General features: G+C 57.4%; 19 protein-coding genes. 3 read left to right on the forward strand and 16 right to left on the reverse strand.

Features of this window, described 5'->3' with window-relative positions; translation table 11 throughout:
* Window positions 1-86 precede the first annotated feature (86 nt).
* A complete protein-coding gene (locus BBKW_RS07820; RefSeq protein WP_033501627.1) occupies window positions 87-695 on the forward strand; it encodes a variant leucine-rich repeat-containing protein in 609 nt (202 codons plus the stop codon).
* Window positions 696-885: 190 nt separating this feature from the next.
* On the opposite strand, the gene BBKW_RS07825 is transcribed toward BBKW_RS07820, so the two are convergent.
* The 5 genes from BBKW_RS07825 to BBKW_RS07845 all read right to left on the reverse strand — a co-directional run bounded on the left by BBKW_RS07825 (window position 886) and on the right by BBKW_RS07845 (window position 11,134).
* Window positions 886-1,455 (reverse strand): FHA domain-containing protein, encoded by a 570-nt coding sequence (locus BBKW_RS07825; protein ID WP_033501628.1) that lies wholly within the window; start codon window positions 1,453-1,455, stop codon window positions 886-888.
* 209 nt (window positions 1,456-1,664) lie between these two features.
* Window positions 1,665-5,678: a DNA-directed RNA polymerase subunit beta' gene (locus BBKW_RS07830; RefSeq protein ID WP_033501629.1), complete on the reverse strand. Its 4,014-nt coding sequence runs from the start codon at window positions 5,676-5,678 to the stop codon at window positions 1,665-1,667.
* Between the two features lie 91 nt (window positions 5,679-5,769).
* The gene (rpoB, locus tag BBKW_RS07835; protein WP_033501673.1) at window positions 5,770-9,330 is read right to left on the reverse strand and encodes a DNA-directed RNA polymerase subunit beta; all 3,561 of its coding nucleotides are present in this window, start codon (window positions 9,328-9,330) and stop codon (window positions 5,770-5,772) included.
* A 163-nt stretch (window positions 9,331-9,493) separates the two neighbouring features.
* Window positions 9,494-10,138: a hypothetical protein gene (locus BBKW_RS07840; protein ID WP_033501630.1), complete on the reverse strand. Its 645-nt coding sequence runs from the start codon at window positions 10,136-10,138 to the stop codon at window positions 9,494-9,496.
* Between the two features lie 51 nt (window positions 10,139-10,189).
* Window positions 10,190-11,134, reverse strand: coding sequence for an HhH-GPD family protein (locus tag BBKW_RS07845; protein ID WP_193564490.1), 945 nt, complete (start codon window positions 11,132-11,134; stop codon window positions 10,190-10,192).
* Window positions 11,135-11,153: 19 nt separating this feature from the next.
* Here BBKW_RS07845 and BBKW_RS07850 point away from each other — a divergent pair, with 19 nt between their 5' ends.
* Window positions 11,154-11,819 carry a tRNA (cytidine(34)-2'-O)-methyltransferase gene (locus BBKW_RS07850; RefSeq protein ID WP_003835400.1) on the forward strand — a complete coding sequence of 222 codons (666 nt, stop codon included), beginning with the start codon at window positions 11,154-11,156 and terminating at the stop codon, window positions 11,817-11,819.
* A gap of 412 nt (window positions 11,820-12,231) precedes the next feature.
* On the opposite strand, the gene BBKW_RS07855 is transcribed toward BBKW_RS07850, so the two are convergent.
* The 11 genes from BBKW_RS07855 to BBKW_RS07910 form a co-directional block, all read right to left on the reverse strand.
* Window positions 12,232-13,596: a PFL family protein gene (locus tag BBKW_RS07855; RefSeq protein WP_033501632.1), complete on the reverse strand. Its 1,365-nt coding sequence runs from the start codon at window positions 13,594-13,596 to the stop codon at window positions 12,232-12,234.
* A gap of 66 nt (window positions 13,597-13,662) precedes the next feature.
* Window positions 13,663-13,935 carry an ACT domain-containing protein gene (locus BBKW_RS07860; protein WP_033501633.1) on the reverse strand — a complete coding sequence of 91 codons (273 nt, stop codon included), beginning with the start codon at window positions 13,933-13,935 and terminating at the stop codon, window positions 13,663-13,665.
* Between the two features lie 167 nt (window positions 13,936-14,102).
* Window positions 14,103-16,013 (reverse strand): GH32 C-terminal domain-containing protein, encoded by a 1,911-nt coding sequence (locus tag BBKW_RS07865; protein ID WP_033501634.1) that lies wholly within the window; start codon window positions 16,011-16,013, stop codon window positions 14,103-14,105.
* A gap of 98 nt (window positions 16,014-16,111) precedes the next feature.
* Window positions 16,112-17,203 carry a LacI family DNA-binding transcriptional regulator gene (locus BBKW_RS07870; RefSeq protein WP_033501635.1) on the reverse strand — a complete coding sequence of 364 codons (1,092 nt, stop codon included), beginning with the start codon at window positions 17,201-17,203 and terminating at the stop codon, window positions 16,112-16,114.
* A 29-nt stretch (window positions 17,204-17,232) separates the two neighbouring features.
* Entirely contained in the window at window positions 17,233-17,910 is a 678-nt protein-coding gene (locus tag BBKW_RS07875; RefSeq protein WP_033501636.1) for a YesL family protein, read from the reverse strand.
* Window positions 17,911-17,971: 61 nt separating this feature from the next.
* Window positions 17,972-18,907, reverse strand: a complete 936-nt coding sequence (locus BBKW_RS07880) for a carbohydrate ABC transporter permease (protein WP_012578328.1) — start codon at window positions 18,905-18,907, stop codon at window positions 17,972-17,974.
* A 12-nt stretch (window positions 18,908-18,919) separates the two neighbouring features.
* Window positions 18,920-19,891 (reverse strand): ABC transporter permease, encoded by a 972-nt coding sequence (locus BBKW_RS07885; protein ID WP_033501637.1) that lies wholly within the window; start codon window positions 19,889-19,891, stop codon window positions 18,920-18,922.
* Window positions 19,892-19,997: 106 nt separating this feature from the next.
* Window positions 19,998-21,605, reverse strand: coding sequence for a type 2 periplasmic-binding domain-containing protein (locus tag BBKW_RS07890; RefSeq protein WP_033501638.1), 1,608 nt, complete (start codon window positions 21,603-21,605; stop codon window positions 19,998-20,000).
* 596 nt (window positions 21,606-22,201) lie between these two features.
* Window positions 22,202-23,452: a galactokinase gene (galK, locus tag BBKW_RS07900; protein ID WP_003835405.1), complete on the reverse strand. Its 1,251-nt coding sequence runs from the start codon at window positions 23,450-23,452 to the stop codon at window positions 22,202-22,204.
* Between the two features lie 31 nt (window positions 23,453-23,483).
* Entirely contained in the window at window positions 23,484-24,734 is a 1,251-nt protein-coding gene (galT, locus tag BBKW_RS07905; RefSeq protein ID WP_033501640.1) for a galactose-1-phosphate uridylyltransferase, read from the reverse strand.
* Window positions 24,735-24,739: 5 nt separating this feature from the next.
* On the reverse strand, window positions 24,740-25,543 hold the full coding sequence (locus BBKW_RS07910) for a DeoR/GlpR family DNA-binding transcription regulator (protein ID WP_033501641.1): 804 nt from the start codon (window positions 25,541-25,543) through the stop codon (window positions 24,740-24,742).
* A gap of 189 nt (window positions 25,544-25,732) precedes the next feature.
* Here BBKW_RS07910 and BBKW_RS07915 point away from each other — a divergent pair, with 189 nt between their 5' ends.
* Window positions 25,733-26,881 (forward strand): quinone-dependent dihydroorotate dehydrogenase, encoded by a 1,149-nt coding sequence (locus tag BBKW_RS07915; RefSeq protein ID WP_033501642.1) that lies wholly within the window; start codon window positions 25,733-25,735, stop codon window positions 26,879-26,881.
* The last annotated feature ends 68 nt before the right edge of the window (window positions 26,882-26,949 follow it).

A 26,949-nucleotide genomic window follows, 5' to 3' on the forward strand; every position in this document is an offset into this window, starting at 1 on the left:
ATGGCAATCGTCGATCATCAGATTGACCACTCTGTTATCAGCGCATTCAATACAATATTTACAGAACACGAGATAAGGAGATCATGATGGTCGATTTCGATACCGCGGCTGCAGCCGTGCAGGATCCGAACGCAGATCCCGTGTTTCTAGCGAAAATCGCTTACGAAAATCCGGAATTCGGCGCGAATGTGGTTGCCAATCCGCGTGCGTATCCGGGTCTGAAACGTTGGGTCGCCCAATTCGGCGATGAGCGCGCACGCCAGCAGCTGGTCGCAATGGGGTGGCCGGTTCCACAAGAAGGCGTTATGCAGAGGAATACCGAAACCGCTCCGGAACAGGCACAGCAATTCCAAACGCAAGCGCAGTGTCAGCAGTCGCAGCAAGCGTCGGAAGCGCAGTATCAGATGCAATACCAGCCGCCGGCAACCGACCAATACCAGCCTGAATCGTCCTTGGAAGCGTCGGCATCGAATATGGCGAACGACGTTTCAACGGAATATGCCGACCCGTACACTAATCCAGCGGAATTGGCCATGACCACGCAAGACAAGATGCTGATGGCCCAGATCGCGAGCGAGGCTCCGGAGCTGCACCCCTTCCTCGCACGCAATCCGAATATCTACCCGGATCTGCTTGACTGGCTTGCCAGTCTCAATGATTCCGCCGTCAACGCGGCCATCCGCCTGCGCAAGTAGCAAATAGCCAGTCAGCAAGCGCCAGTCGGTAGGCAGCGAATCGCAATAGTAGAAGAGGGGTGTACGCGCATCCTCACGCGTACAGCTCTCTTCGACTCTCGACATCGTTCATTGTCGCACCGTCATTTCAATCATTCCCAAACCTTGCGGTTTGACGGCATACTTGGCGATACGCAACACAACATCTCAATCAGCGCTGTTCGAGCGTAAAGAACTGATCTCCGATACGAATCGTGCAAGGTGCCTCAAACTTTATCGGCTTGTGCTCGACCTTGGTCTCCTCATTGCCTTGAATAATGTACGTGCCATTAAGCGATCCGTAATCCTCAATCCACAACGTGCCATCCTGATCGAAGCTGATCGCCGCATGATTACGTGAAATCGTGCGCGTCGGATCCTCCAATTTCACGGATTTAGCACCTTCCGGCACTTCAACGGACGACTTGCGTCCCAGCAGCACGCCCATGTCGATAATCACTTCCTGACCGGTCTGCTCATTGTAAAGCGTGTATTCCAGCTTCGGCTGCTTCATGGTGAAGGCCGAAGACAGCACCGTGCCATCCCAATCGATCTCATCATCATTGGCCGGTTCGTCGTTGACCGACTCGTCATTGATTGGTTCCAGCAACATGGAAACCTGCTCCATCGGCTGAGATTGCACCGTTCCCGGCATTGCAGAATCGGCGAAGGAAGGCATTACGGTGGCGTCATCGTCGTACCAGCCTGGTTCAGGCGGCGGCGGATATGGAAGAAAGCTCATACCCTCATTGTAATTTGACGTTTGATTTGCGTCATTAAATTCGCTCTGCAATACAGGCAGTTTCGTAATATGCCGACTGTTGGCATAATGATCGCAACAATCGTGTTTTTCCGTATTAAAAATGGGGATCAGCTGTTTGAAGCCAATCCCCATTTTTATGTTTATCGAATGATTTCAGACGTTACGTCGTTCCATCATCGCCTTTCGGATCACAGGGTGTCGCCCAAATCCATCTGGCCGCCATTGTCGTCCAAGAAGTCATCCGGATTGAAGTCGTCGCCTAGCTTCAGATCGCCGAAATCAATGTTGGAGAAGTCGACTTCGGACAGATCCGCGTCACCGAAGGCAGCATCGGACTCGTCGCCGCCCAAACCGAAGTTCGGGTAGATGGTGTCGCGAATGGCCTTGTCGGGCTCGACCACGGCGTTACGGTAACGGGCAAGACCGGTGCCGGCCGGAATGAGCTTACCGATGATGACGTTCTCCTTAAGACCCTTCAGGTCGTCGACCTTCTGGCTCAGGGCGGCTTCGGTAAGCACGCGGGTGGTCTCCTGGAAGGAAGCTGCGGACAGCCAGGAATCGGTTGCCAGCGAAGCCTTGGTGATGCCCATCAGCTCCGGACGGCCGGCGGCTGGCTTGCCGCCTTCCTTCACGGCCTTCATGTTGGAAGCCTTGAAGCGGGCCTGATCCACCAGTTCACCCGGAAGCAGGTCGGTGTCGCCGGAGTCGATCACGGTGATACGACGCAGCATCTGGTGCACGATGACCTCGATGTGCTTGTCGTGAATATCCACACCCTGGGAGCGGTACACAGTGTGCACTTCCTCAACAATGTTCACCTGAGCAGCACGCGGTCCGAGGATGCGCAGGATCTTCTTAGGATCGACGGAGCCTTCGATCAGCTGGGTGCCAGCTTCGACATGCTCGCCGTCCTTGACCAGCATCGGAGCGCGACGGGTCACCGGGTAGACGATCGGCTCGACGGATTCGTCGTCCGGCTTCAGCATGACCTGACGGCCGCGCTCGGTGTCTTCCACCTTGACCACGCCTGCGAATTCCGCGATCGGAGCCTCGCCCTTCGGGGTACGAGCTTCGAAAAGCTCGGTAACACGAGGGAGACCCTGGGTGATATCGGATGCGGAAGCGACGCCGCCGGAGTGGAAGGAACGCAGCGTCAGCTGGGTACCAGGCTCGCCGATGGACTGTGCCGCCACGATGCCAACGGCCTCGCCGACGTCCACCAGCTTGTTGGTGGCCAGAGACCAGCCATAGCACTTGGCGCACACACCGCGCTTGGAATCGCAGGTGAGCACGGAACGGGCCTTGACTTCTTCCACATCGTGGGCGACGAGATCGTTGAGTACGTCCATGGACAGTGCGTCGCCAGCCTTGTACAGCACGGTTTCGCCGTCGGCCGGATCGATCACGTCAGCTGCGAGCAGACGGGAGTACGGACCACCGTCGGCAGCCTTGACAAGATGCAGGTTGCCCTCAGCGTCACGCTCGCCGACCTTCATCGTCAAGCCGCGCTTGGTGCCGCAATCCTCTTCGCGCACGATCACGTCCTGGGAGACGTCCACCAGACGACGGGTCAGGTAGCCAGACTCTGCAGTACGCAGTGCGGTATCGGCCAGACCCTTACGCGCGCCGTGCTGGGAGATGAAGTATTCCAGCACGGACAGGCCGTCACGGTAGTTGGACTTCACCGGTCGAGGAATGATCTCGCCCTTCGGGTTGGCCACGAGGCCTCGCATGCCTGCGATCTGGTTGATCTGCATCATATTTCCTCGTGCACCGGACTGCACGATGATAGCCAGGTTGTTCTTGGAGTCGAAGTGTTCCTCGACAGCCTCGGAAACCTCGCTGGTGCACTTGGTCCACAGGTCGATGAGTTCCTGGCGGCGCTCCTCTTCGGTGAGCATACCGATTTCGTAGTTCTCGTTGACCTTTTCAGCTTCGGCTTCGTACTTCTCGATGAACTCGTCGCGCTCGGACGGCTGGATAACGTCGGAGAACGCGAAGGACACACCGGACCACGGTGCGCGGGTGAAGCCCATATCCTTCAGAGCGTCCAGCGTTGCAGCCACCTGTGCGGTGGAGTAACGGGTTGCGATGTCGTCGACGATCTTGCTCAGACGCTTCTTCGGAGCCTGATCGTTCACGAACGGGTAGTCGACCGGCAGCGTGCTGTTGAACAGGATGCGACCGTAGGAGGTTGCGAAAAGCACGGAACCATCGTGGAAGCGCTCTTCCTTCACCACCGCCGGGCTACCCGGCTCTGGATCGACGACTTCGATTTCGCGCGGTTCCCAACCCTTCGGAAGCACGAAGTCTTCCGGAAGGCGGATAAGCACCTTGGCCTGCATGTCGATCTCGTGCTTGTCGAGCGCCATTTCGGCCTCTTCAAGCGAGGAGAACACACGGCCCTGGCCCTTGGCACCGTCGATGACGGTGGTCAGGTAGTACAGACCGAGGATCATGTCCTGGCTCGGCATGGTCACGGTGTGACCGTCTGCCGGCTTCAGAATGTTGTCGGAAGCCATCATCAGGGAGCGAGCCTCGGCCTGGGCTTCGGCGGACAGCGGCAGGTGGACTGCCATCTGGTCGCCATCGAAGTCGGCGTTGAATGCGGCGCAGGCAAGCGGCGGCAGGTGGATGGCCTTGCCTTCCACCAGGATCGGCTCGAATGCCTGAATGCCCAGACGGTGCAGCGTAGGTGCACGGTTCAGAAGCACCGGATGCTCGGCGATGACCTCTTCGAGCACGCCCCACACTTCGGAATCGCCACGGTCCACAAGACGCTTGGCGCTCTTCATGTTCTGCGCGTAGTTGAGATCCACAAGACGCTTGATGACGAACGGCTTGAACAGTTCGAGGGCCATCGGCTTCGGCAGACCGCACTGGTGCATGCGCAGGGACGGACCGACCACGATCACGGAACGGCCGGAGTAGTCAACACGCTTACCAAGCAGGTTCTGGCGGAAACGACCCTGCTTGCCCTTGAGCATGTCGCTCAAGGACTTCAGCGGGCGGTTCGAAGCGCCAGTGACCGGACGGCCACGACGACCGTTGTCGAACAGGGAGTCGACGGCTTCCTGAAGCATGCGCTTTTCGTTGTTGAGCATGATTTCAGGAGCGCCGAGCTCGATCAGTCGCTTCAGACGATTGTTACGGTTGATCACACGACGGTAGAGGTCGTTGAGATCGGAGGTGGCGAAACGACCACCGTCGAGCTGCACCATCGGGCGCAGATCCGGCGGAATGACCGGGATCACGTCGAGCACCATGGCTTCCGGCTTGTTGCCAGTGGTCAGGAAGGCGTTGACGACCTTCAGACGCTTCAGGGCGCGGGCCTTGCGCTGGCCGGTGCCGGTGTCGATTTCCTCACGCAGCTGCTTGGAAGCGGCCTCAAGATCGAAGTCCTGCAAGCGCTTCTTGATGGCTTCGGCGCCCATGCAGCCTTCGAAGTAGTCGCCGTAGCGGTCTTCCATTTCGCGCCACAGGTCAACGTCGCCTTCCATGTCGCCCGGCTTCAGGTTCTTGAAGCGGTCGAACACGACGCTCAGACGCTGAATCTGCTCGTCGAAACGGACGCGGATCGCGGCCATTTCACGCTCGGCACTATTGCGCAGCTTGGCGCGTGCGGAACCCCTGGCTTCACCTTCGGCCTCAAGTTCGGCCAGATCGGATTCGACCTTTTTAGCACGCTCTTCGATTTCCGCGTTACGACGCTTCTCCAAGTTGGCGATGTCGTTGTCGAACTCATCCTGCAGACCCGGAAGATCCTCGTGACGCTGTTCCTCATCGACGCTGGTGACCATGTAGGCGGCAAAGTAGATGACCTTTTCCAGATCCTTCGGAGCGATGTCCAGCAGGTAGCCCAAACGGGACGGAACACCCTTGAAGAACCAGATGTGGGTCACCGGAGCGGCAAGCTCGATATGGCCCATGCGCTCACGGCGCACACGGCTCTTGGTAACTTCCACACCACAGCGTTCGCAGACGATGCCCTTGAAGCGTACGCGCTTGTACTTGCCGCAGGCGCACTCCCAGTCACGGGTAGGTCCGAAGATCTGTTCGCCGAACAGACCGTCTTTCTCCGGCTTCAGGGTACGGTAGTTAATGGTTTCAGGCTTCTTGACCTCGCCGTGGCTCCAATTACGGATGTCATCGGCGGTGGCCAGGCCAATCCTCAGTTTGTCAAATGCGTTGACGTCCAGCACTCTATTGTCCTGTCTATCGATTCTTAATGCTTAATCACGTTTCGTCAGGCTGGTCGCGCCACGTTTTCATACGACGCGGCCAGCCATGGGATCACTGGAATTCAGGTTCTTCCACAACCTGGTCAGCCTTGGCGACCGCGTCGGGACGCGCGCCGATGTTGAAACCAAGATCGTCGGAGGAAGCAGACGGATCGTCGTCCTCGTCCTTCATGTCGATGGCCACGCCTTCCGCGTTGAGCACTTCGACGTTCAGGGACAGGGACTGCATTTCCTTGAGCAGCACCTTGAAGGATTCCGGAATGCCTGCCGGAGGCAGGTTGTCGCCCTTCACAATGGCGCCGTAGACGCGCACGCGGCCGTCGACGTCATCGGACTTGGTGGTCATCATCTCGTGCAGCGTGTAGGCGGCACCGTAGGCCTCGAGGGCCCACACTTCCATCTCGCCGAAGCGCTGGCCACCGAACTGGGCCTTGCCACCCAACGGCTGCTGGGTGATCATAGAGTACGGACCAGTGGAACGTGCGTGGATCTTGTCGTCGACCAGATGGTGCAGCTTCAGCATGTACATGTAGCCAACGGAGATCGGCTTCGGGTACGGTTCACCGGTACGACCGTCGAACAGCACGGCCTTGCCGTCGTCTCCGACCAGCTTGTTGCCGTCGCGATCCGGCAAGGTGCAGGAAAGCAGGCCCTTGATGGTTTCCGGACGAACGCCGTCGAACACCGGGGTTGCCACCGGAGTGCCTGGCTCGCCCTTTTCGGCGCCCTGCGGAACGTTCTTCTTCCAAGCGGCTTCGATATCCGGGTCGAGGGAGATGTCCCAGCCGGCATGCGCAATCCAGCCCAAATGCAGTTCCAGCACCTGGCCGAGGTTCATTCGAGAAGGCACACCCAGCGGGTTCAGCATGATGTCGACCGGAGTACCATCCGCGAGGAATGGCATATCTTCTTCCGGCAGAATGCGGGAGATAACACCCTTGTTGCCATGTCGGCCGGAGAGCTTGTCGCCCTGGGTGATCTTACGATGCTGCGCAATGTAGACGCGAATCATCTGGTTCACGCCGTTCGGCAGCTCGTCGCCGTCTTCTTCGGCGTCTTCGCGGGTGATCTCCTTGACATCAATCACCGTACCGGTCTCGCCGTGAGGCACACGCAGCGAGGTGTCACGCACTTCGCGGCTCTTCTCACCGAAGATGGCGCGCAGCAGGCGCTCTTCCGGAGTCAGCTCGGTTTCGCCCTTCGGGGTGACCTTACCCACCAGAATGTCGCCGGCTTCGACTTCGGCGCCGATACGGATAATGCCACGCTCGTCGAGGTTGGCCACCGCGTCTTCGCCGACGTTCGGCAGATCACGGGTGATCTCCTCGGCACCCAGCTTGGTTTCGCGGGCGTCGATCTCATATTCCTCGATGTGAATGGAGCTTAGGGTGTCGTCCTGCACGAGACGCTGGGAGATGATCACAGCATCCTCGTAGTTGTAGCCGTTCCACGGCATGAAGGCGATGAGCAGGTTCTTGCCCAAAGCCATTTCACCCTTCTGGGTTGCCGGGCCGTCGGCCAGCACGGTACCGGCTTCCACACGTTCGCCGTCGCGGATCAGCGGCACCTGGTTGTAGCAGGTGGTCTGGTTGGAACGGCGGAACTTGGCCAGCTTGTAGGAGCTGGTGGTGCCATCGTCGTTCATCACACGGATAATGTCGGCGGAAACGTAGGTCACCACGCCCGGCTTCTCAGCCAGGATGACATCGCCGGAATCAACGGCTGCACGCCATTCGGCACCGGTGCCCACCAGCGGGCGCTCGGATTCGATCAGCGGCACGGCCTGACGCTGCATGTTGGTACCCATCAGCGCTCGGTGGCCCTCATCGTGCTCCAGGAACGGGATCAGGGATGCGCCGACGGAAACCATCTGGCGCGGGGAAACGTCCATGTAGTCAACAGAGCTGACCGGCACATCGACCGCTTCTTCCTCGCCGACTCGGGCAAGAGCCTGCTTCTTGACGAAGTTGCCGTTATCGTCGAGCTCCTGGTTGGCCTGTGCGATGACGTGTTCGGCATCGCGGTCTGCGGTCATGTATTCGACCTCGTCGGTCACATGGCCGTTGACGACCTTACGGTACGGGGTCTCGATGAAGCCAAACGGGTTGATGCGGCCGAAGGTTGCCAGAGAGCCGATAAGACCGATGTTCGGGCCTTCAGGAGACTCGATCGGGCACATACGGCCGAAGTGGGACGGGTGCACGTCTCGCACTTCCATGGATGCACGGTCACGGGACAGACCGCCAGGGCCCAGAGCGGACAGACGACGCTTGTTGGTCACACCTGCCAGCGGGTTATTCTGGTCCATGAACTGCGACAGCTGGGAGGTTCCGAAGAACTCCTTGATGGTGGCGTTCACCGGGCGGATGTTGATCAGGGACTGCGGGGTGATGGCCTCCGGATCCTGAGTGGTCATACGCTCGCGGACCACGCGCTCCATACGGCTCAGACCAGTGCGCAGCTGGTTCTGGATCAGCTCACCGACCTGACGGATACGACGGTTGCCGAAGTGGTCGATATCGTCGACGTCCACGCGCAGATCCACATCCTGGCCATCACGCTTGCCCGGGAACTTTGTGTCACCGGCATGCAGCGTGACCAGATACTTGATGGTGGAGATGATGTCTTCGCGAGACAGACTGCGATCGTTGATATCCTTCTCCAAGCCGAGCTTGCGGTTGATCTTGTAACGGCCGACGCGGGCCAAATCGTAACGCTTGGTGTTGAAGTAGAAGGAATCCAGCAGATTGCGGCCAGCTTCCGGCGTCGGAGTGTCGGCCGGGCGGATCTTGCGGTACAGATCGGTCAGAGCCTCGTCCTGGGTCTGCACGGTCTCCTTGGCGAGCGCGTCCATGACCAGCGGGTAATCCTTGAAGGCGTCGGCGATCTCATCTTTGGTCATACCGATGGCCATGAGGAACACGATGGCGGACTGCTTGCGCTTACGATCCACGCGCACGCCGAGCACATCACGCTTGTCGATCTCAAACTCGAGCCATGCGCCACGGCTCGGAATAATCTTAGCGCCAAAAACTTCCTTGTCGGAAGTACGATCCTGGCTACGGTCGAAGTACACGCCCGGAGAACGCACCAGCTGCGACACGATCACTCGCTCGGTACCGCCGATGATGAAAGTGCCGTGCGGGGTCTGCAGCGGGAAATCGCCCATGAACACGGTCTGGGATTTGATTTCACCGGTGTCGCCGTTCTCGAACTCAGCGTTCACGTACAGCGGAGCAGAGTAGGTGTAATCCTTCTCCTTGCACTCCTGCACGGTGTGACGCGGTTCCTCGAAATACGGATCGGAGAAGGTCAGGCTCATGGTCTGAGCGAAGTTCTCGATCGGAGAGATCTCCTGGAAGACCTCGTCAAGACCAGAGGTGTGGGACACGGTGTTGGTGCCGTTCTCCAAATCCTTCTCGACACGCTTCTGCCAGCGCTCGTTGCCGATGAGCCAGTCAAAGCTGTCAGTCTGTACACCCAACAGGTAGGGTACATCAATGGGCTCGCGGATGGAGCCGAAGTTCACACGGTCCGACGCCTTGTGCAGATCAATATCGTGCTGGTCGGCGCGTGCGATGATGGTGGTGGTGTTCGTCGTAGCCTCAGCCAATGGACGTTCCTTATCGCTCGCTAAATCGTTTCGATATGTTTCCCCGGAAGCGCTCCCATTGGCCACCATATGCCTAGTACGCGGGCGCTTCTTCCTTGTCAGCGTGCCCGCTATATGACACGCATGTACGCAAAGTCATAAGAATAACATATCCTGTAGATTTTTATTCGACGGTTATGCCGACCGGATCGGACTTGGCCTTGGGATGCCCCCCAATCGAAAGCTGCGCCGAATACACGCCCCGATCCACCTTCGGTAGGGTGGATTCATCCACACACTCACTGCCGGTACGCGTTCCCGGCCAAGTGATCGTCTGCTTGACCTTGTCGCCCTTCGCCAACAGACGATAATCCGCATCCACAGGGCACACATTAGACTTCCAAATCACATCATCGCCCGATTTGATCGTCAACACAACGTTGGAAGCAGATATATCAACCAAACAGCCTACCTTGCTGGAACCGTCATATTTGATATCCGTCGTAAAATCCATCGAACCGCCCACGCCGAGACTCGATGCCGCAGGAGTCAACGAAAGCGCAACATTCGTCGCATTGCAATCCGGCACCCCGCTTTTCTTCTTCTTCGTCGGGGACGGCACTTCCTTACGGGAAATCGCATACGCATCCGCATGATGAATCTCCCGATTCACCGCGACAATCCCCCTAGACAGGGAATACAGGCAAAACACCAGAAAAGAGACCAGCACCACCACCGCAATACCGACGACAATGCGACGACGACGAAATATCGCCTGCTGCTCTTTCGAACGTTTCTTGCCGGATTTCGAGGACGTCTTCTGTGCCATGATTCCACAGTCTAGCGTGCACGCATCCAAAGAACGTCAGCACCCGCCTTTTCATACCGGAAGACGCACATCCGCATTCGGCAGAATCTCAATAAGACCATCCTCATCCAACGACGCGATGCAACGGTCAAGTTGGATATGATCATTCCACAATCGTTCAAGCGACTTACGGTCGACGGCAATCTCACCTTCCGGCAGATTACGCAACGCATTCATCACCAGCCCACGCACCTGACGATCCGTACCTTGGAAACGCTGGCGCGGCCTTGTACGACGTTCCCCCAATCCCGGGCGTCCATCACGCAAAAACACACACCGCGAAGAAACCGGACACGCCTCACACAACGGCGATTTCGCCGTACACACAATCGCACCCAATTCCATAACCGACTGATTCCACACCACCGAAGAACGGTCGAACCGCCTGCATTTCGACGCACCATCCTGCGGCAACACTTGCTTCGCCAACGCACGCTCAGCAGGGCTCGCAGCACCACCAAGCGACTCCACACCAAGAAAAACCCTCGAAAGCACCCTGCGAATATTCGTATCTACCACCGCGATGCGCTCTCCGAATGCGAAACTCATCACCGCGCTGGCCGTGTAATCGCCGATACCCGGCAGAGCCAACAGCTCATCGTATGTTTGCGGTAGCTCATTGCCATAGTCGGAAGCGACTACACGAGCGCATTCCTGCAATCGCAACGCACGCCGAGGGTACCCAAGCCTGCCCCAAGCAGTGATCACATCAGATTTCGCAGCACCTGCAAGCGCAGCCGCATCAGGCCAACGCTCCATCCAATCGTTCCAATACGGCACCACACGGCTCATCTGCGTCTGCTGGCTCATCACCTCGGAAACAAGCACACCCCATGGCGTGGCACGGCCGAATCGCCACGGAAGGTCACGCGCCGAAGCATGCCACCATTCGGCGAGCGCGACCGCCACAGCTTCGGCATTTTCGATTTCTGCATTATTCCCGTTCGTGTCGTTCATCATACCTATTCTTGCATTCATGACGAACGAAGAGCATACCAATGACGCGCAAGGCGCAAATGCAGCGGAAGCCAAAGTCGAGAAAATGTTCGAATACGGCTATCGCAAGTCGAATTACGGTCCGGACGAACTCGTGACCGACGCGCACGGCAATCCGATTTCTGTAATCGACGCAATGCTGTCGGCCGAAGACGCGGCAAAAGCCGAAACTTCCACGCCCCACCTGTGCTACTACTCCCCCCGAATTCCAGGCAACACCGGTTCGGCAATCCGTCTGTGCGCGGTGACCGGCACGATCCTGCATTTGGTGGAACCGCTTGGATTCAATCTGCGCGATACGAAGCTGCGCCGCGCCGGATTGGATTATCACGATATGGCGCACGTGGTATTACACCCGAATTTTGAAAACCTAGTGGAATCCATGCCGAATTCACGCATCATCGCGTTCACTGCACACGCCACCAAACTGTATACCGACATCGAATACAAACCGACCGACATTCTGCTATTCGGCCCGGAACCGGGCAATATTCCCGATCCGATGGATATTATGGCCGGTCCGCACGTGGCCGAACAGGTGCGATTGCCAATGCGCCCGAGCCTGCGTTCCCTGAACCTCACCAACTGCGCATCCATCGCCATCTACGAAGCCTGGCGTCAACTAGGCTTCGCCGGCGGCCAGTAATCCCTCCCCCGCCTGCCAACTTCTAGGTTTTTCAATAATTTACTTGCTTTTGTATAGCAAGTTCCGCGGGAGAGGCGGCGGGGTCTATTCCCGACACGCTCCAGGCCGCTCAGGCCAAGTCTTTACGGTCTGAAACAGACCCCGCCGCCTCTCCCGCTACGCTGAGTTCAACTTCAGTAAGTTTTCCTTTCTTTTATGCAAGACACAACGAAATGTACGAAAACGAGCAGAAGAGCGGGATATTCTGTTCGTGACCGTAAGCTTGGCCGAACGGCCTTGAGTGTGTCGCGAATAGAATATCCCGCTCTTCTGAGACCTCCCTATTACAGCAGCTTATGCATCCAACGCAAGCACAGATCGCAAGAATGAATCGCACGCGACAAGCATGCATTGGGAAGAGGGAAGGGAGGGGCTAGTTTTTGAAGCTGTGGATTGGGGCGGGAATGCGGCCGCCACGGGTCACGAAAGCTTCGCAGCTGGTCTGGTTCACCGGAATGATCGGCGCATAGCCCATCAGTCCGCCGAAGTTGGCCATCTCCCCTACGCCTTTGCCTTCCACCGGAATCACGCGCACGGCGGTGGTCTTCTGGTTGACCATGCCGATCGCGGCCTCGTCGGCGATGATGCCGGAAATGGTGGCTGCGGTGGTGTCTCCCGGAATGGCAATCATGTCGAGGCCGACGGAGCACACGCAGGTCATAGCCTCAAGCTTTTCGATCTTCAGGCAGCCATTGGTTGCCGCGTCGATCATGTTCTTGTCTTCGGAGACAGGGATGAACGCGCCGGAAAGTCCGCCGACGTAGGAGGACGCCATGATGCCGCCCTTCTTCACCTGGTCGTTGAGCATAGCGAGCGCCGCGGTGGTGCCCGGTGCGCCAACCTGTTCGAGGCCGATCTTCTCAAGCACTTCGCCGACGGAGTCGCCTACGGCCGGGGTTGGCGCGAGGGAAAGGTCGATGATACCGAATGGAATGCCGAGACGACGGGATGCCTCCTGTGCCACCAGCTGGCCGACGCGCGTGATCTTAAACGCGGTGCGCTTGATGGTTTCGCACAGGAATTCGAAATCCTTGCCCTTGGCCTCGTCCAATGCACGGGAGACCACACCCGGTCCGGAAACGCCGACATTAATCACCGCGTCGCCTTCGGTCACGCCATGGAAGCCGCCTGCCATGAACGGGTTGTCGTCGGGGGCATTGCAGAATGCCACGAATTTCACACATCCGTAGGAATCGTTATCTGCGGTAGCGTGTGCGATGTCTTTGATGATGTGGCCGAGCAGCTCGACGGAGTTCATGTCGATGCCGGTTTTGGTGGATCCCACATTGACAGACGAGCAGACAATGTCGGTTTCGCTCAGCGCCTTCGGCAGGGAGCGGATGAGCAGCTCTTCAGCAGGGGTCATGGACTTGGATACGAGCGCGGAGTAGCCGCCGATCAGGTCGACGCCGACCTTCTTCGCCGCACGGTCAAGCGCATGCGCAATTTTCACGAAGTCCTCAGAGCTCTTGCAGGAGCTTGCGCCGACCAGGGAAATCGGGGTGACGGTGATGCGCTTGTTGACGATCGGAATGCCGTAGTCGCGTTCGATGGCCTGGCCAGTAGATACGAGATCCTTGGCATACGTGGTGATCTTGCTATAGATGTTCTCACAGACCTCGTCGACGCTGTCGGCCGCGCAGTCCAGCAGGCTGATGCCCATGGTAATAGTGCGCACGTCGAGCTTCTCCTGCTCGATCATCTGGTTGGTCTCGTGGACCTCCATGATATTCAGCATGGTTTTTCCTTACGATTAGTACGATTCGTGGCTTTGATTACTTGCGTGACTCACGTATGCCGCGGATCAGATGCGGTGCATCTTAGTAAAGATCTCCTCGCGCTGGCAGCGAATGCGCACGCCAATCTCCTCGCCAAGCTTGTCGAGATCGTCCACGACCTCGCCGAATTCCTTGTCGGCATTGGAATAATCCACAATCATCATCATGTTGAAGAAACCGTCGATGATGGTCTGGGAAATGTCAAGCACGTTGACCTGATGTTCGGAAAGGTATGTGCAGACGCGTGCGATGATGCCGACAGTATCCTGGCCGACGACGGTGATGATTGCCTTGTTCATGGAACTCCCTAAACGTGAGGTGCGAATATCCAGTTACCGTCTCGGCAAATTGCCGGACGTGTGCTCAAGTATAGGAAAGGCACGTGCCAAAACACGTGCCTTTCGTCTATTTGCCTTACATACTGAGATGACTGCCGGTCATCACCTGCCTCTGCAGCAGCTGTATGTCACCGCCAGATGTCATCAAGCACACGCACATCCACGCAATCGACCTTGCCGTTAGCAACAAAACGGAACTCACCATCGCCGTCCGCACCTTGGAACAGCATGCTGCCGGCCGCTTCGCCGTTGTTAAGGAAGACTTCCACCACATTACGGTCGAAGAAGATTTCGACGCGACGCACATCGGCGATGCCGCTATCGAAATCGATGTCGTCCACGACTGTTCCCTTCGTGACCAGTCGGGTCACGCCATCGCGACGCTGCAGCTGCAATTCCATCGAATTACCATTGGCGGGATTAGTACCGGTCGCGATGAGCATTGTGAAATCGTCATCGTCAGCCAGATGCATGTCCGTGTAATACGCGTTGTTCGGCACAATAAAGAAGGTCCCGTTTTCGTCTGCATGCGCTTCCAAACGATCGCCTAGCAGCTGCTCGTACACTTCCTTGACAGGACGGCTGGTCAAGCGGCCGTCACGCACGTGCAGTTCACGTGGCAGCGACATCATGCCGTTGGCAATGCACGGCTTTTCCACACGCATCGCGGGAAAGTCGGTATACCAGCCGAATACGATACGGCGGCCGTCGTCGGCAGCAAAGCTTTGTGTCGCGTAGTAGCCGGTACCGAAATCACACCAATCACTGTTCCCTACCTGCAAACGTGGACCTTCGGCGGTGTCCTTGAGATCACCAACATACCAACGCACCTGCTGGAAACGACCTTGCTTGTCACAGTAGTGCATCAACGCGCCGATGGCGACCGTCTTGCCGTCGAGCTGGAACAGGTCAGGACATTCGTAGGTACGCGATAGCTGGTGGCCGAAATCGGCGAGCACCGGTCCTTCATACTGCCACGTCACGTTGCGCTTGAGCGGTTTCTTCGCGGAGAAGAGCGCCATGGCAGGCACCGTATCCATATTGGGCTTGTCGGCGCCGGGCCTGCCTTGCGGACCGCACGTAAACCAGCCGTCTGTACCCTGTACGCTGATGCCAGGCGCCGCGGAGGACACAGCATCAGTATCGAATTCGGAGACCGGCAGATTCGTGGCGGTCACCATGTAAGCGCGTTCCGGATTGATCGCCTCGCCGGACATGCCGGTTTCCACCTTCGGATCACGGAAATCGAAGCCAAAACCATCGTTAACGCGCAACGCGACCGGAGATTCGACACTCACATGCACGCCATCCTCACACAAGCAGGTGGTCTGGTATTCAGTAACAGACGATTCGTCTCCGCGAGTCTCCAGGTGCCGGGTCAGGTACAGGCGAATAGCGGCCGCATCATCACCCTTGCAAGGATTGTCACACGCATCCACCGTCACCGCGGATCCGGAGAACGCGCCACCAACGATGCGTTCGTCGATATGCAGCTCCGGCTGCGGTTCGAGGAAGATTGGCAGGTGCGTCCAATGCACCAGATCGCGGCTCACCGCATGGCCCCAGTGCATATTGTCCCAGCCAAAACCATACGGATTGAATTGGTAGAACAGATGGTAGCGTCCTTGGAAACGACACAGGCCGTTAGGATCATTCATCCAGCGAGCGAATGGCTCGAAATGCGCCGCAGGACGAGCGAAACGATCATAGATCTGCTCCAGCGTCGGCTGTGTATCCCATTCATTGTCGTACGGATTCATGCTGATGAAACGCACGCCTTCATCAAGGAGATTCTCACACTCGGACAAGTAGGCGAACCGTACGGTCAGTCGGAGCGCACTCACCGTAATACGCACGTTCGTCGGCACCGGAATCAAGAAATGGTGGCGACGCTCGGCCACCGGCATGGCATGGCTGGCGATTTGATGGCCGTCCCCGTCTGTAATGGTGACGGCAGCGTCATCGCCGCATCTTTCGGCGAATAATTCCAGCAAACGGTAGCCGCCGGTTTCGATGGCAACGGAATAGTTGTCAGGCATAATAATCTCCTCCACAACGCCACATGATCGGATATCACGTGGCTACGCATTGAAAAACAGATAATCGGAAAACTAAATATGAAAAAAGGGAACGTCCGTCACGGCACGATGGAATCGCGTTCGATGATGCGGCAGCGCAATGCTGTTTTGCTGCCATCACGTTGCCTCTGCACCGCCATGCCACGATCGGACTCAAGATCAGCTACGGCCTTGTCGCCGTCAAGTATGGCGACAAGTTGCCGAACCGCTTCAAAACCCATCTCATAATGGGGCAGTTCCAGCGTAGTCAGTGATGGTTTAATCACATTAGTGATGAACGGCTGGTTATCGATGCTGATCACCGACACGTCAGCGCCGATGCGCACTCCGCGTTCGCGTGCGGCTTCGTAGATGAAAGTGGCGCGCACATCGTTGAAACAAAAGATGCCGTCCGGCTTGATTTCGTCGAACACCCGCGTCGCCTCAGCAGCAGCGTTGGTCGTCTCCAATACATTGACGACCAAAGCGTCATCGAATGGAATGCCCGCTTCCGCAAGCGCACGTCGGTAACCAGTCAGACGTTGACCTTGCGCGACGATGGGGGTTGCGGAACCGTAGTAGACAATGCGTCTGCATCCAGCTTTGATCAGACGGTCGGTGGCGTCATACCCCGCCAGTTCATCATCGGGGTAGACCGAGGGAACTCGCCCCGCTGCATCCTCACTGTCCACCACCACGGTCGGGCTGCCTTCCAAGACTTCGGGAATGTCCACTTTGCGGTGGAACATCATGGCGTATAGGAAGCCATCCACGTTGTATCGGAGCAGGGCGGATATTTCTTGGTTCTCGAGTTCAGCGTCATTATTGGTGTTCGTGGTAAGCAGTATGTATCCGAGCTTGCTCGCGGCATCCTGCGCACCTTCGAATACCTTGCTCGCGTACGGGGTCGTGGCGATCTCATCGGTCACAAATCCCAAGGCGTTGGATTTGTTGGTACGTAGGGTACGCGCCACGGAATTGGGCTTGTACCCCATGTTCTCGGCAGTCGCACGGATTTTCTGCGCAACCGCCTTGCTGACGCGATTGTGATCCCTATTGTTCATAACCAAAGACACAGTGCATACGGAAACACCCGCTTCCTTAGCTATGTCTTTGATGGATACCAATCGTTTGGACCTGTTCACTCGTTGCCTTACTGACGACTGCGCCATTTTATCACCCCCCTTTTTTTGCGAACATGTCACGATGTCTGGTTTCGGGCGTGGCCCGTGCTCTGTTCCATGCGGTCATGAATGTCCATTCCAGGCAGACGACCGAATGAATAAATAATCCAGGCTGTGCAGAACATCGGCAGCGACAAGCCGAACACCATGAGAATTCCAGGCCATTGCACCCATACAAGCACGGTAAGAATCAGCAGTCCGACCTGCAGAAAGCTGCACAACGGGCGTGCCACAATCATCGCCAGTGTTGTACGAACAATCCAGATGGGACTCTCTTCATAGTTCGCGCGCACTACCCAAACCAAGGACGAGAACACTGCCAAAACTACGATGATGAGCAGCAGCACGCCGGAAACCATGATGTCGAAATCGCCGCGAGCATGCCAGTTCATCACGTAGTAGTCGACGATGACCACGGCCCAGAGAATAATCAAAGGCCAACCGAAAAGATTCGCGCGCTTGACTTCGCTTTTCCAGAAGTCGTGGAACGTCTTCCAAACTTCCTTGGCCCGCATTGAACGGTCCTCAGAAAGCACCCACGCACGGAACGTAGCCTGCGCAGCTGCGAACGAGGGGAGAAATCCTAGCACGACGGCTCCCATCAGAGTGTGCGCGAGTATGGCCACGTTGACCACGAAAATCGCGACTAGCAGACGGCAGAACCGCTCGTAGGCCACAGAGAAGCGGGCAAGCATAGCGAATCCTTTCTATCGGCTGGCTTTTAGATTGGTTGTCTCTTGTCGAATTGCGTTTGACTCAACCCTTGACCGCGCCGAGCATCACACCCTTGTTGAAGTACTTCTGCAAGAACGGATAGAGCACAAGCAGAGGCAGAGTAGAGACGATGATGATGCCGAACTTGATCTGATCGGCGGCCTGCTGCTGCGCAGCTGCGTTGACATTGGTTCCAGTACCCTGCGCCACCAGTAGCAACTGCTGCAACACCACCTGCAATGGCTGCTTCTTGTCGTCGGTGATGTAGATAAGGCCCGTCATGAAATCGTTCCAGTGGCCGACAAAGTAGTACAGACCAATTACAGCCAGAATCGCGGAGCTTAACGGCAGCACAATCTTGAAGAAGTAGCCAAAGTAGCTCAGCCCGTCGATCTGGGCCGCGTCGAAGAGCTCTTCGGGGATAGAGGTTTCGAAGAAGGAGCGGGCCACGATCACGTTGTACACGGAAACCGCGCCAGGCAGGATGAACACCCACATGCTGTTGTTGATGCCGAGGCTCTTGTACAGCAGGTAGTTCGGAATCAGGCCGCCGGCGATGAACATGGTCACGGTGAACAGGAACATGATCACGCGTCGCGGCTTGAACTCGCGACGAGATAGCGCGAAGGCGCAGGGAATGGTCACTGCCATGTTGACCGCGGTGCCGACCACTGAATAGATGATGGTGTTGAGATAGCCCTGCCAGATGCGCTGGTTGGCGAACACCTTAGCATAGCCAACGAAGGTCACACCCTTGGGTAGTAGCAGCACTTCACCGCCGGCCACGGCGTTCGGATTTGAAAATGATGCGATGACCACGAACCACAGCGGGTAGAGCACCGCCACAATGGTCAGGAGCAGCAGCACATTGATGATGCCCGACACCGCCAGGTCACCCGGCTTCTGCTTCTGGCGCACGTGCTTGTTCCAGGGAATGTCGTTCTTGTTCTGGGTAACAGCCTCAATTGTTGCAGACATGATAAAACCCTTCTAGAAAATGCTCGTATCGGAAACGCGCTTGGCGATTGCATTCGCGGTGATCAGGAAGATGAAGTTGACCAAGGTGTTGAACAGGCCGATTGCCGTCGAATACGAGTATTGGCCGTTGATAATACCGATTTTGTAGGTGTATGTGGCGATGACTTCGGTGGCCGGCATGTTCAGCGAGTTCTGCATCAGATAGATCTTGTCGAAGCCCACGTTGAGCACGGAGCCCATGTTCATGATGAGCAGGATCGCACATGTCGGCATGATCGCAGGAATATCGACGTAGCGAATCAACTGCAGACGGCCTGCACCGTCGATCTTCGCCGCCTCGTACAGCGATGTGTTCACACCGGCGAGCGCAGCCAGGTAGATGATGGAGTTCCAACCAACATGCTGCCAGACTTCGGAGATCCAATAGACCGCGGTGATGGCGCTGGTGGAGCCCATCAGTGATTCATCACCGAAGAAGCGACCGAGAATGCCGGTACCAGGAGTCAGGAAGATGTTGAGCATGGAGACGATGACCACCACGGAGATGAAGTGGGGCATGTAGGTGATCGTTTGTACGAAACCCTTGATTTTCTTAGAACCGATCTGATTGATCAGCAGGGCCAGAATAATCGGAAAGATGAAGCCCATGACCAGTGTCCAAAGGGAAATGCGGATGGTGTTGGTCATGATCTCGCCAAACAGCGGGTTGTGGAAGAATTCCAGGAAGTATTTGAAACCGACGAATTTGCCGCCGGTCAGGCCTTTGGTCGGATCGAACTCGCGGAAGGCGAGCTGGATGCCCCACATCGGCACGTAGGAGAACAGTCCCACGAAGAACAATGCCGGAGCGGAAAGAATCCACAACTGCCAGTAGCGACGTAAATGGTCGGCGATGCGATCGAGCAGACCTGGTTTCTTGCGGTCGGGAGCCGCTTCCATCGTCACGGTCCGTGCAGCAACGCCTTGCGATGTTTGTGCACTCATGTTGGTCTCCAATTTAGGATGATTGCTAGGGAACAAAAATGCGGGGTCCGGCGGCAGTCACGGGAGAGAAACGAACCCGTGCGATGGACCCCGCGGTATTACTTGGCTACTTGGTGTACTTGTCGTACCACTTCTGCCAAATCTTGATGTTGGCGTCGAGGCCGAGGGTCGGTTCGGACACCTTTTTCACGTAGGCATCCCATTCCTTGTCGATGCCGCCCTTCTGGACCCACTTCGCGATCTGGTTGTTCGCGTAGTTGGAGATGGCGGTGTTGTTGTTTTGCAGGGTGTTGGAGTCCTCGGTATCCGGGCGCACGTAAATCGGTACGACATCCTTGACGCCGTCGACGCGGTTGCGCGCCTCACGAATGGCCAAATCGGACGCAGTGACCTGGTCGGCGTTGGTGTCGTTGACCATCTTCACGTCGTCGCGAATCCAGCCACCGAAGCGGTCCTGCAGGGCGACGGCGCGGGTATCAGGATATTCGGCGTAGGCTTTAGCCTTGTCGATGGTGTACTGGTGGTCGCCGTCATCGGAGACGATATCCGGAATAGAGCCGAAGAATCCAGCCACGGAAAGCTTCTCGCCATACATGGCGTCGATCACCTTGTAGATGGCGTCCTGGTTGGCTGCGTTCGGGTTGACGGTCAGGCCGGAACCGGAGTAGGCCCAGCGGCAGGCGTCCTGGGAATAATCCCACTTGACCTGGGAGTCGGGCGTGGAGGCGTCCTTCTTCAGCGGCGGCAGGGTGACGTACTGGTCGCCAAGCGCGTTGCCGTATTCGGCGTAGTTGGACCAACCGAAGGAGACGCCGGTCAGCGCGGTCTTGCCGTCACTGACGGTCTGCGAAGTGTATTGCGAGGCGTCGCGGGTGAGCACATCCTTCGGGATAAGGCCCTTGGCCATGAGTCCGTGCAGGTAGGAGACGACGTCCTTGAGCGCGTCGGAGGTGTAATAGCTCTTAACCTTGCCGTTGTCCACATAATAGCCCTGTTCGGAAGCGCCGCCGCCCATGAAGGAGGTGACCACGCCTTCGGAGTTCATCAGCGTCAGAGGGCTCCACAGGCCGAAACCGAGGCTGCGGATATTCATCGGCACCTCATCAGCCTTGCCGTTGCCGTTCGGATCCTGGGTCTTGAATGCATCGAGCACGTTCTCGAGCTCGTCCCAAGTGGTCGGCATCTGGAGTCCCAGCTTGTCCAGCCAGGTCTTGTTGATGAACATGTGAGTGCCGGAAACCTCGTAACCCTTGCCGCGGTCGGAGGGCAGCATGGCGATCTTGGTGCCATCGGTAACGTACTTCGCGGCGCCCGGCTGGGCCTTGAGGAACTTCTTGACGTTCGGCATCTTGTCCAGATGCGGCTTGAGATCCTCGAAATAGGTGCTGTACTTGGCCGCATCCACCATGCTGAACAGGCTCAAGCCAATGTCCGGGAATTCACCGGCGGCCATCTTGGCGCTCTTCTGCTGACCCCAAGCGTTGTCGGAGACTTCCTGCCACTTGATGGTGCAATCGCAGGCGGCTTCCAGATCCTTGGTGTACTGGGTGTCCTGCATCGGATGGTCGGTCACGTTGCGACGAACCAGAATGTTGACGATTGGCTTGCCGTTCTCGTCTGTGGTGGCCTGCTTGTTGCCGCAGGCGGCAAACGTCGTGACCATAGTCGCGACTGCAGCTATTGATGCCAACAGGCGAACACTTCTTCGTGCCATGATTAGGCTCCTTCTTCCTTGATGTTTCCTCCCCGTACCGATGTAAGACGCACCGGTACGACCCCGTCAGCCACTTGCTTTGTGGTTGTTTCCTTGCGGTGGTTAACACTATAAATCGTTAATCGTTTATCTCAATAGTTAACACTCTCATCGACCAGTCCCCCCAGCATCACAAACGTAAACTTCGGCTCCATACCGCCGTTCTTGCAGAACACCGGAATCACCCACATCGCGACACGCCGTTAATCGTATAACGTATCGTTTTTCATCAAATACACGTACCGCCCATCCACTGCACGCACAAAAACGTAGCCGCACAGGACGGCCACCAAGTCGACACGTCGCTACTTACGAAAGATGCTCCCCTCCTTCAGGAAGGAGGAGGGGAGCACGAATACGATCACAGACAGCACCAGACCAAACACGTAGCCGCACCGGGAGCCGGGATGAAGCATTCGGCATCGTACCTGCTGGTCATCGCCGTGGGATACGCTGTGCGCCATCTGGTCCACAAGTAGATCGTGCAAAAACGCGCGTTGGCGCACGTCCTTTTCATGGACGTGCGCCAACGCGCGTTTTTACATCAGCTTCTGCGATCAGGCCTCGCGGCTCGCGGAAGCCGCAGCGAACGCCGGCAAGGCGCGAGGTGCGTTGAAACCTTCCTTTTCGAAGCGGTCAGCAATCTTCTGTGCGATCTCGTGGCCCTGGCCCTTGTCCACCAGTGCGATGATGGAGCCGCCGAAACCGCCGCCGGTCATACGTGCGCCGTACGCGCCGTTGACACGAGCCACGTCCACGGCAATATCCAACTCGGGCACAGTCACTTCATAATCCGCAGCGAGCGAATCATGAGACGCGTTGAACAGTCGGCCTGCCTCGTCGATCTTGCCGTTGGCGAAGGCACGCACGAAGGAATTGACACGGGCGATTTCGGTGATGACGTGGCGTACACGCTTCTTCATCGTGTCGTCTTCCAGCTTGTCGAGCGTTTCCTTGAGTGCCTGGAACGGATCCTCGGATTTAGCGATTTCGTCGGCCACGACACGCAGGTTGGCCACGCCAAGGATTTCGGCGGCCTTCTCGCAAGTGGCGCGACGCTGGGCATACTGGCCATCGTTAAGCTGGTGCGGAGCCTGAGTGTCAAGCACCAGCAGTTCCAGACCGTACTTGTCGAGATCGAATTCCTGCTGGGAGACATTCTCCAGCGGGCTCAGCTCTGGACGGCAATCAAGACGCAACGCATGGCCGAAAGTGCAGCGCATGGATGCGTTCTGATCGAGACCACCGGTGGACGCACCCGCCATGTCGTTTTCCGACTTGATGGCGGCGTTGATCAGCGTCACACGACCGGCATCGGAGGCACCATAACCCAAACCATACACGTCATCCAGCGCCAAGGCGGTGGAACAGGTCATGGCTGCGGAGGAGCTCAGACCGGATCCGAGCGGCACGCAGGAGGAGAATGCCGCGTCGAAGCCCTGCACCGCATCGAAGCCGGCTTCGCGCAATGCCCAGGCAACGCCTACCGGGTAGGCGGCCCAGCCTTCCACGCCACCGGCCTGCAGACCGTCGAGGTCGGCTTCAGTAACATTTTCGGAATCAACGTCGGAAACCACGCGCACCTTGGTGTCTTCACGCGGCTTGAGCGCGATGAACGTGCGGTGCGGCAGTGCGATCGGCAGGCACAGGCCCGCGTTGTAATCGGTGTGCTCGCCGATCAGGTTCACACGGCCCGGTGCGGCCCATACGCCAGCCGGTTCCTCACCGTAGGTGGCACGGAACAGGTCGGTCGCGTTCTTCACACCCTCGTCGTGCGAGAGCGGCTCAATGAATTCAACAGCAGTCATTGGTGTTTTGTCCTTTGGGTTTTATTGGCTTTCAGCCTTCGATATCAATTGGTCCGAGCTCGTGGAAGCGCTTGGCGATGAGTTCCGGCGTGGTGTCGGAAACCCATGCGGCCATGCCGGATTCGGATCCGGCCAGATACTTGATCTTGTTGGCTGCGCGGCGGAACGAGAAGAACTGCAGGTTCAGGCGGTAGTTTTCACGGCGTGCGTCGTGGATCGGAGCCTGGTGCCATGCTGCGATGTACGGCAGGTCCATGCCCTTGCCGTCGCCCTTGTCGAAGAACGCGTTGCCACGCTTGAGCAGGGTGGAGTACATGACGGCCAGATCCCAGCGTTCCTGATCGTTGAGCTCGTCGAGGGTGAGCACGTCGCGCACCGGAGCCACATGCACCTCGAGGGGCCAGCGGGCTGCGGCTGGCACGTAGGCCACCCAGCTGTGGTTGCGCATGACGATGCGCTCCCCGGCTTCGATTTCGGAGTTCATGAGATCCTTGAGCAGGTTGCCGCCGGTCTTCTCATGGTAGGCTTCGGTCTGCTTGAGTTCGGCTTCCATCTTCGGCGCGATGAACGGATAGCAGTAGACCTGTCCGTGAGGGTGTGCCAGGGAGACGCCGATTTCCTGTCCGTGGTTTTCGAACGGGAAGATCTGTTCGATGCCTTCCATCTTGGAGATTTCGGCGGTACGGAACGCCCATGCTTCCACAACGGTACGCAGGCGGGAGACCGGCAGGTCCGCCGGCAGGCCGTTTTCGTCCGGGTCGAAGCAGATCACTTCGCAGCGGCCTGCGGCGAGCTTCTTCTCCCACAGCGGGTTGCCGTTGACGTATTCCACGGCTTCGGAACGGCCCGGCACGCGAACCATCGACGGGAAGCGGTTTTCGAACACGACCACGTTGTAGTCAGTGTCTGGCACTTCGCCGTCCTGGTACGGGTCGCCCGGCTTGCGCGCGGCCAGCGGGTTGCCTTTGGCGGTGGCGCCCGGTCCTGCGGTGATCGGGCGGTTCATGCGTGCGGTCGCCATCGGAATCCAGTCGCCGGTCAGTGGATCGCGGCGCATTTCCGGAGCGGCGTACGGCACCTCCTCACCGGCTGCGTTGAGCTGGTTGGAGAAGCGGTATGCCAGCTGACGAGGATCGTTCAGTTCGCGCGTCTTCGCGCCGGAAACGTATTCCGGATCATCGTCGAGGTAGAAGAACGCACGGCCATCGGCGAGCGTGGTCGGCGTGATGCGAATGTGTTCCTTCGCGTACTCTCCCGGAGTGTAGTTTGCGAATTCACTCATTATGGTTATTCACCTTCCTGAATAGGCTCGTTCTGGTGCGCCAGCACGAGCTCTTTAACCAAATCCCTTGTTTTCCCAACCGAATCGGGGTCTAGTCCATCATCGGTAATGACCGTGTCCACTTGGTCGAAGCGTGCGAAAAGCGACAATGATGTGCAGCTCCACTTTGTGTGATCGGTCAAAATTATAGTTCGATCGGCAATGTCCATCATTGCCATATCGGTCGCGGCCTCAAGCGAGTTCGGCATGAGGAAGCCGCGCGGAATGGACACGGAATGCGTGCCCAGGAAGACCGTGTTGACGCGCAGGGAAGCCACCACCTTGTCAGCGATCGGCCCTACGAGCGAGTTGGATCGGGTGGTCACGCCGCCGGTCACGATGACTTCCACGTCTTTCGATTCCAGCGCCTGCACCAGTTCCGCCACCGGAATGGAGTTGGTGAGAATGGTGATGCCCGATGACTGCTGCGATTCAAGCAGATGTTGCGCGAATACGTATGCCGTGGTGCCGCCGCCGACGGCGATCACGTCGCCGGGCGCCACATATTTGATGGCTTCCTGCGCAATAGCGTCTTTGAGGCCGATGTCCATCTGCGACTTTACAGAGAACAGCGGCTCGCTCAGCAGCGTGCTGGTGGTGACGGCACCGCCGTGCACTCGTTTCAGCAGACCCTTGTCGGCCAGATCGGCGATATCGCGACGGATAGTCATGGCGGAAACACCCAATTCCTTGGACAATGCGGTGATACGCACCGCACCGCGGGTACGCAACCTGCTCAAAATCAAATGTTGACGTTGTGACGATATCATTCGAACATTATCGCACATGTTCACTCAAAATAAAAACTGAGATGAGCGTTTCGCGTGTTTTACTGGCAAAAAATGTACTTGAATATCCCATAATCTTCCGAATCGCACAAAAACGAACGTCAACGTTCCATCAACGCAACCAATCACCATGTTGCCTTCTTGCGGCAAACGGTGCGAGAATGGTGAACCATGACGTACGTTTCTGAGAATTTTTGGCACGATGCGGTGAACAAAGCCACCACCGATCTCTTCACCTTCGGCTACAAACACATCATCAAGCCGTATTTTATCTTCAATCAAACGCCCGATGTGGCGCATGACCAGATGATCCAGTTCTGCAAGATCACCAAGAACATTCCTCCGCTGATGTGGGCGTGCCGTGAAATGCTCAACTATTCCGACCCGGTGCTGGAAACCAATGTGATGGGCATCGACTTCGTCAATCCGTTCGGTCTTTCCGCCGGTCTTGACAAGAACTGCGAGATGCCGGTCTTGCTCGACAATGCCGGTTTCGGCTTCGAAACAGTCGGCTCCACCACGTCTCGCCCCTGCCCCGGCAATCCGAGGCCATGGTTCCATCGCCTGCCTGAATATGATTCGATGATGGTGCACGTCGGTCTTGCCAATGAGGGATCGGAAATCGTGGTTCCTCGTGCGGAGCAGGCTTGGACAAAAGCTCGCGACATGCAGATTTCCGTGTCCATCGCACGCACGAACGACAACAAAACCGGCGATTTGGAAGAAGGCATCGAAGATTACTGCATTTCGATGCGCCGCGCCGCCGGCCGCACCGCCATGGTCGAAGTGAACATCTCCTGTCCGAACACCATGGCCGGCGAACCGTTCAACGAAAGCCCGGAGGCGCTCGACAAACTATTCACCGAACTCGACAAGATCGAACGCCCACAGCCCACACTGGTGAAACTGCCGTTGAACAAGAGCTGGGAAGAGTTCAAGGAACTGCTTGACGTGCTTGCCGGGCACAACGTGCAGGGCCTGTCGATCGCGAACCTGCAGAAGGATCGTACCGGCATGAGCATCCCGCGTGATTGGGAAGGCGGATTGTCAGGCTCGCCTTGCTATGCGGCCAGCAACGAACGCATCAAGCAGGTGTACCGCGAGTACGGCGACCGTTTCACGATCGCAGGCATCGGCGGCGTGTTCACTCCGCAGCAGGCCTATGAGAAGATCCGTTCCGGCTCGTCGTTGGTGATGTTCATCAGCTCGCTGATGTACCGCGGCCCGCAGCAGATCACCGTGTTGAAGCGCGGTCTCGCCGAACTGCTCAAGCGCGACGGTTTCGACCACGTCAGCCAAGCCGTCGGCATCGACGCCTGATTTCAGCCGGCTTCCCGATAAACGAAAGCAGCAAAATAATGCGCCCCGCAACCAATACCATGGTACGG

The sequence above is a fragment of the Bifidobacterium catenulatum subsp. kashiwanohense JCM 15439 = DSM 21854 genome, from assembly GCF_001042615.1.
Lineage (GTDB): Bacteria > Actinomycetota > Actinomycetes > Actinomycetales > Bifidobacteriaceae > Bifidobacterium > Bifidobacterium catenulatum.

What these genes read in the sequence shown, in the direction of transcription:
- BBKW_RS07840 (WP_033501630.1), bottom strand. Translation starts at nt 10,138, where the DNA reads ATGGCACAGAAGACGTCCTCGAAATCCGGCAAGAAACGTTCGAAAGAG.
- galT (WP_033501640.1), bottom strand. Translation starts at nt 24,734, where the DNA reads ATGAGTGAATTCGCAAACTACACTCCGGGAGAGTACGCGAAGGAACAC.
- galK (WP_003835405.1), bottom strand. Translation starts at nt 23,452, where the DNA reads ATGACTGCTGTTGAATTCATTGAGCCGCTCTCGCACGACGAGGGTGTG.
- BBKW_RS07865 (WP_033501634.1), bottom strand. Translation starts at nt 16,013, where the DNA reads ATGCCTGACAACTATTCCGTTGCCATCGAAACCGGCGGCTACCGTTTG.
- BBKW_RS07845 (WP_193564490.1), bottom strand. Translation starts at nt 11,134, where the DNA reads ATGAACGACACGAACGGGAATAATGCAGAAATCGAAAATGCCGAAGCT.
- BBKW_RS07890 (WP_033501638.1), bottom strand. Translation starts at nt 21,605, where the DNA reads ATGGCACGAAGAAGTGTTCGCCTGTTGGCATCAATAGCTGCAGTCGCG.
- BBKW_RS07850 (WP_003835400.1), top strand. Translation starts at nt 11,154, where the DNA reads ATGACGAACGAAGAGCATACCAATGACGCGCAAGGCGCAAATGCAGCG.
- BBKW_RS07885 (WP_033501637.1), bottom strand. Translation starts at nt 19,891, where the DNA reads ATGAGTGCACAAACATCGCAAGGCGTTGCTGCACGGACCGTGACGATG.
- BBKW_RS07910 (WP_033501641.1), bottom strand. Translation starts at nt 25,543, where the DNA reads ATGATATCGTCACAACGTCAACATTTGATTTTGAGCAGGTTGCGTACC.
- BBKW_RS07825 (WP_033501628.1), bottom strand. Translation starts at nt 1,455, where the DNA reads ATGAGCTTTCTTCCATATCCGCCGCCGCCTGAACCAGGCTGGTACGAC.
- BBKW_RS07915 (WP_033501642.1), top strand. Translation starts at nt 25,733, where the DNA reads ATGACGTACGTTTCTGAGAATTTTTGGCACGATGCGGTGAACAAAGCC.
- BBKW_RS07855 (WP_033501632.1), bottom strand. Translation starts at nt 13,596, where the DNA reads ATGCTGAATATCATGGAGGTCCACGAGACCAACCAGATGATCGAGCAG.
- BBKW_RS07880 (WP_012578328.1), bottom strand. Translation starts at nt 18,907, where the DNA reads ATGTCTGCAACAATTGAGGCTGTTACCCAGAACAAGAACGACATTCCC.
- BBKW_RS07875 (WP_033501636.1), bottom strand. Translation starts at nt 17,910, where the DNA reads ATGCTTGCCCGCTTCTCTGTGGCCTACGAGCGGTTCTGCCGTCTGCTA.
- BBKW_RS07860 (WP_033501633.1), bottom strand. Translation starts at nt 13,935, where the DNA reads ATGAACAAGGCAATCATCACCGTCGTCGGCCAGGATACTGTCGGCATC.
- BBKW_RS07870 (WP_033501635.1), bottom strand. Translation starts at nt 17,203, where the DNA reads ATGGCGCAGTCGTCAGTAAGGCAACGAGTGAACAGGTCCAAACGATTG.
- BBKW_RS07820 (WP_033501627.1), top strand. Translation starts at nt 87, where the DNA reads ATGGTCGATTTCGATACCGCGGCTGCAGCCGTGCAGGATCCGAACGCA.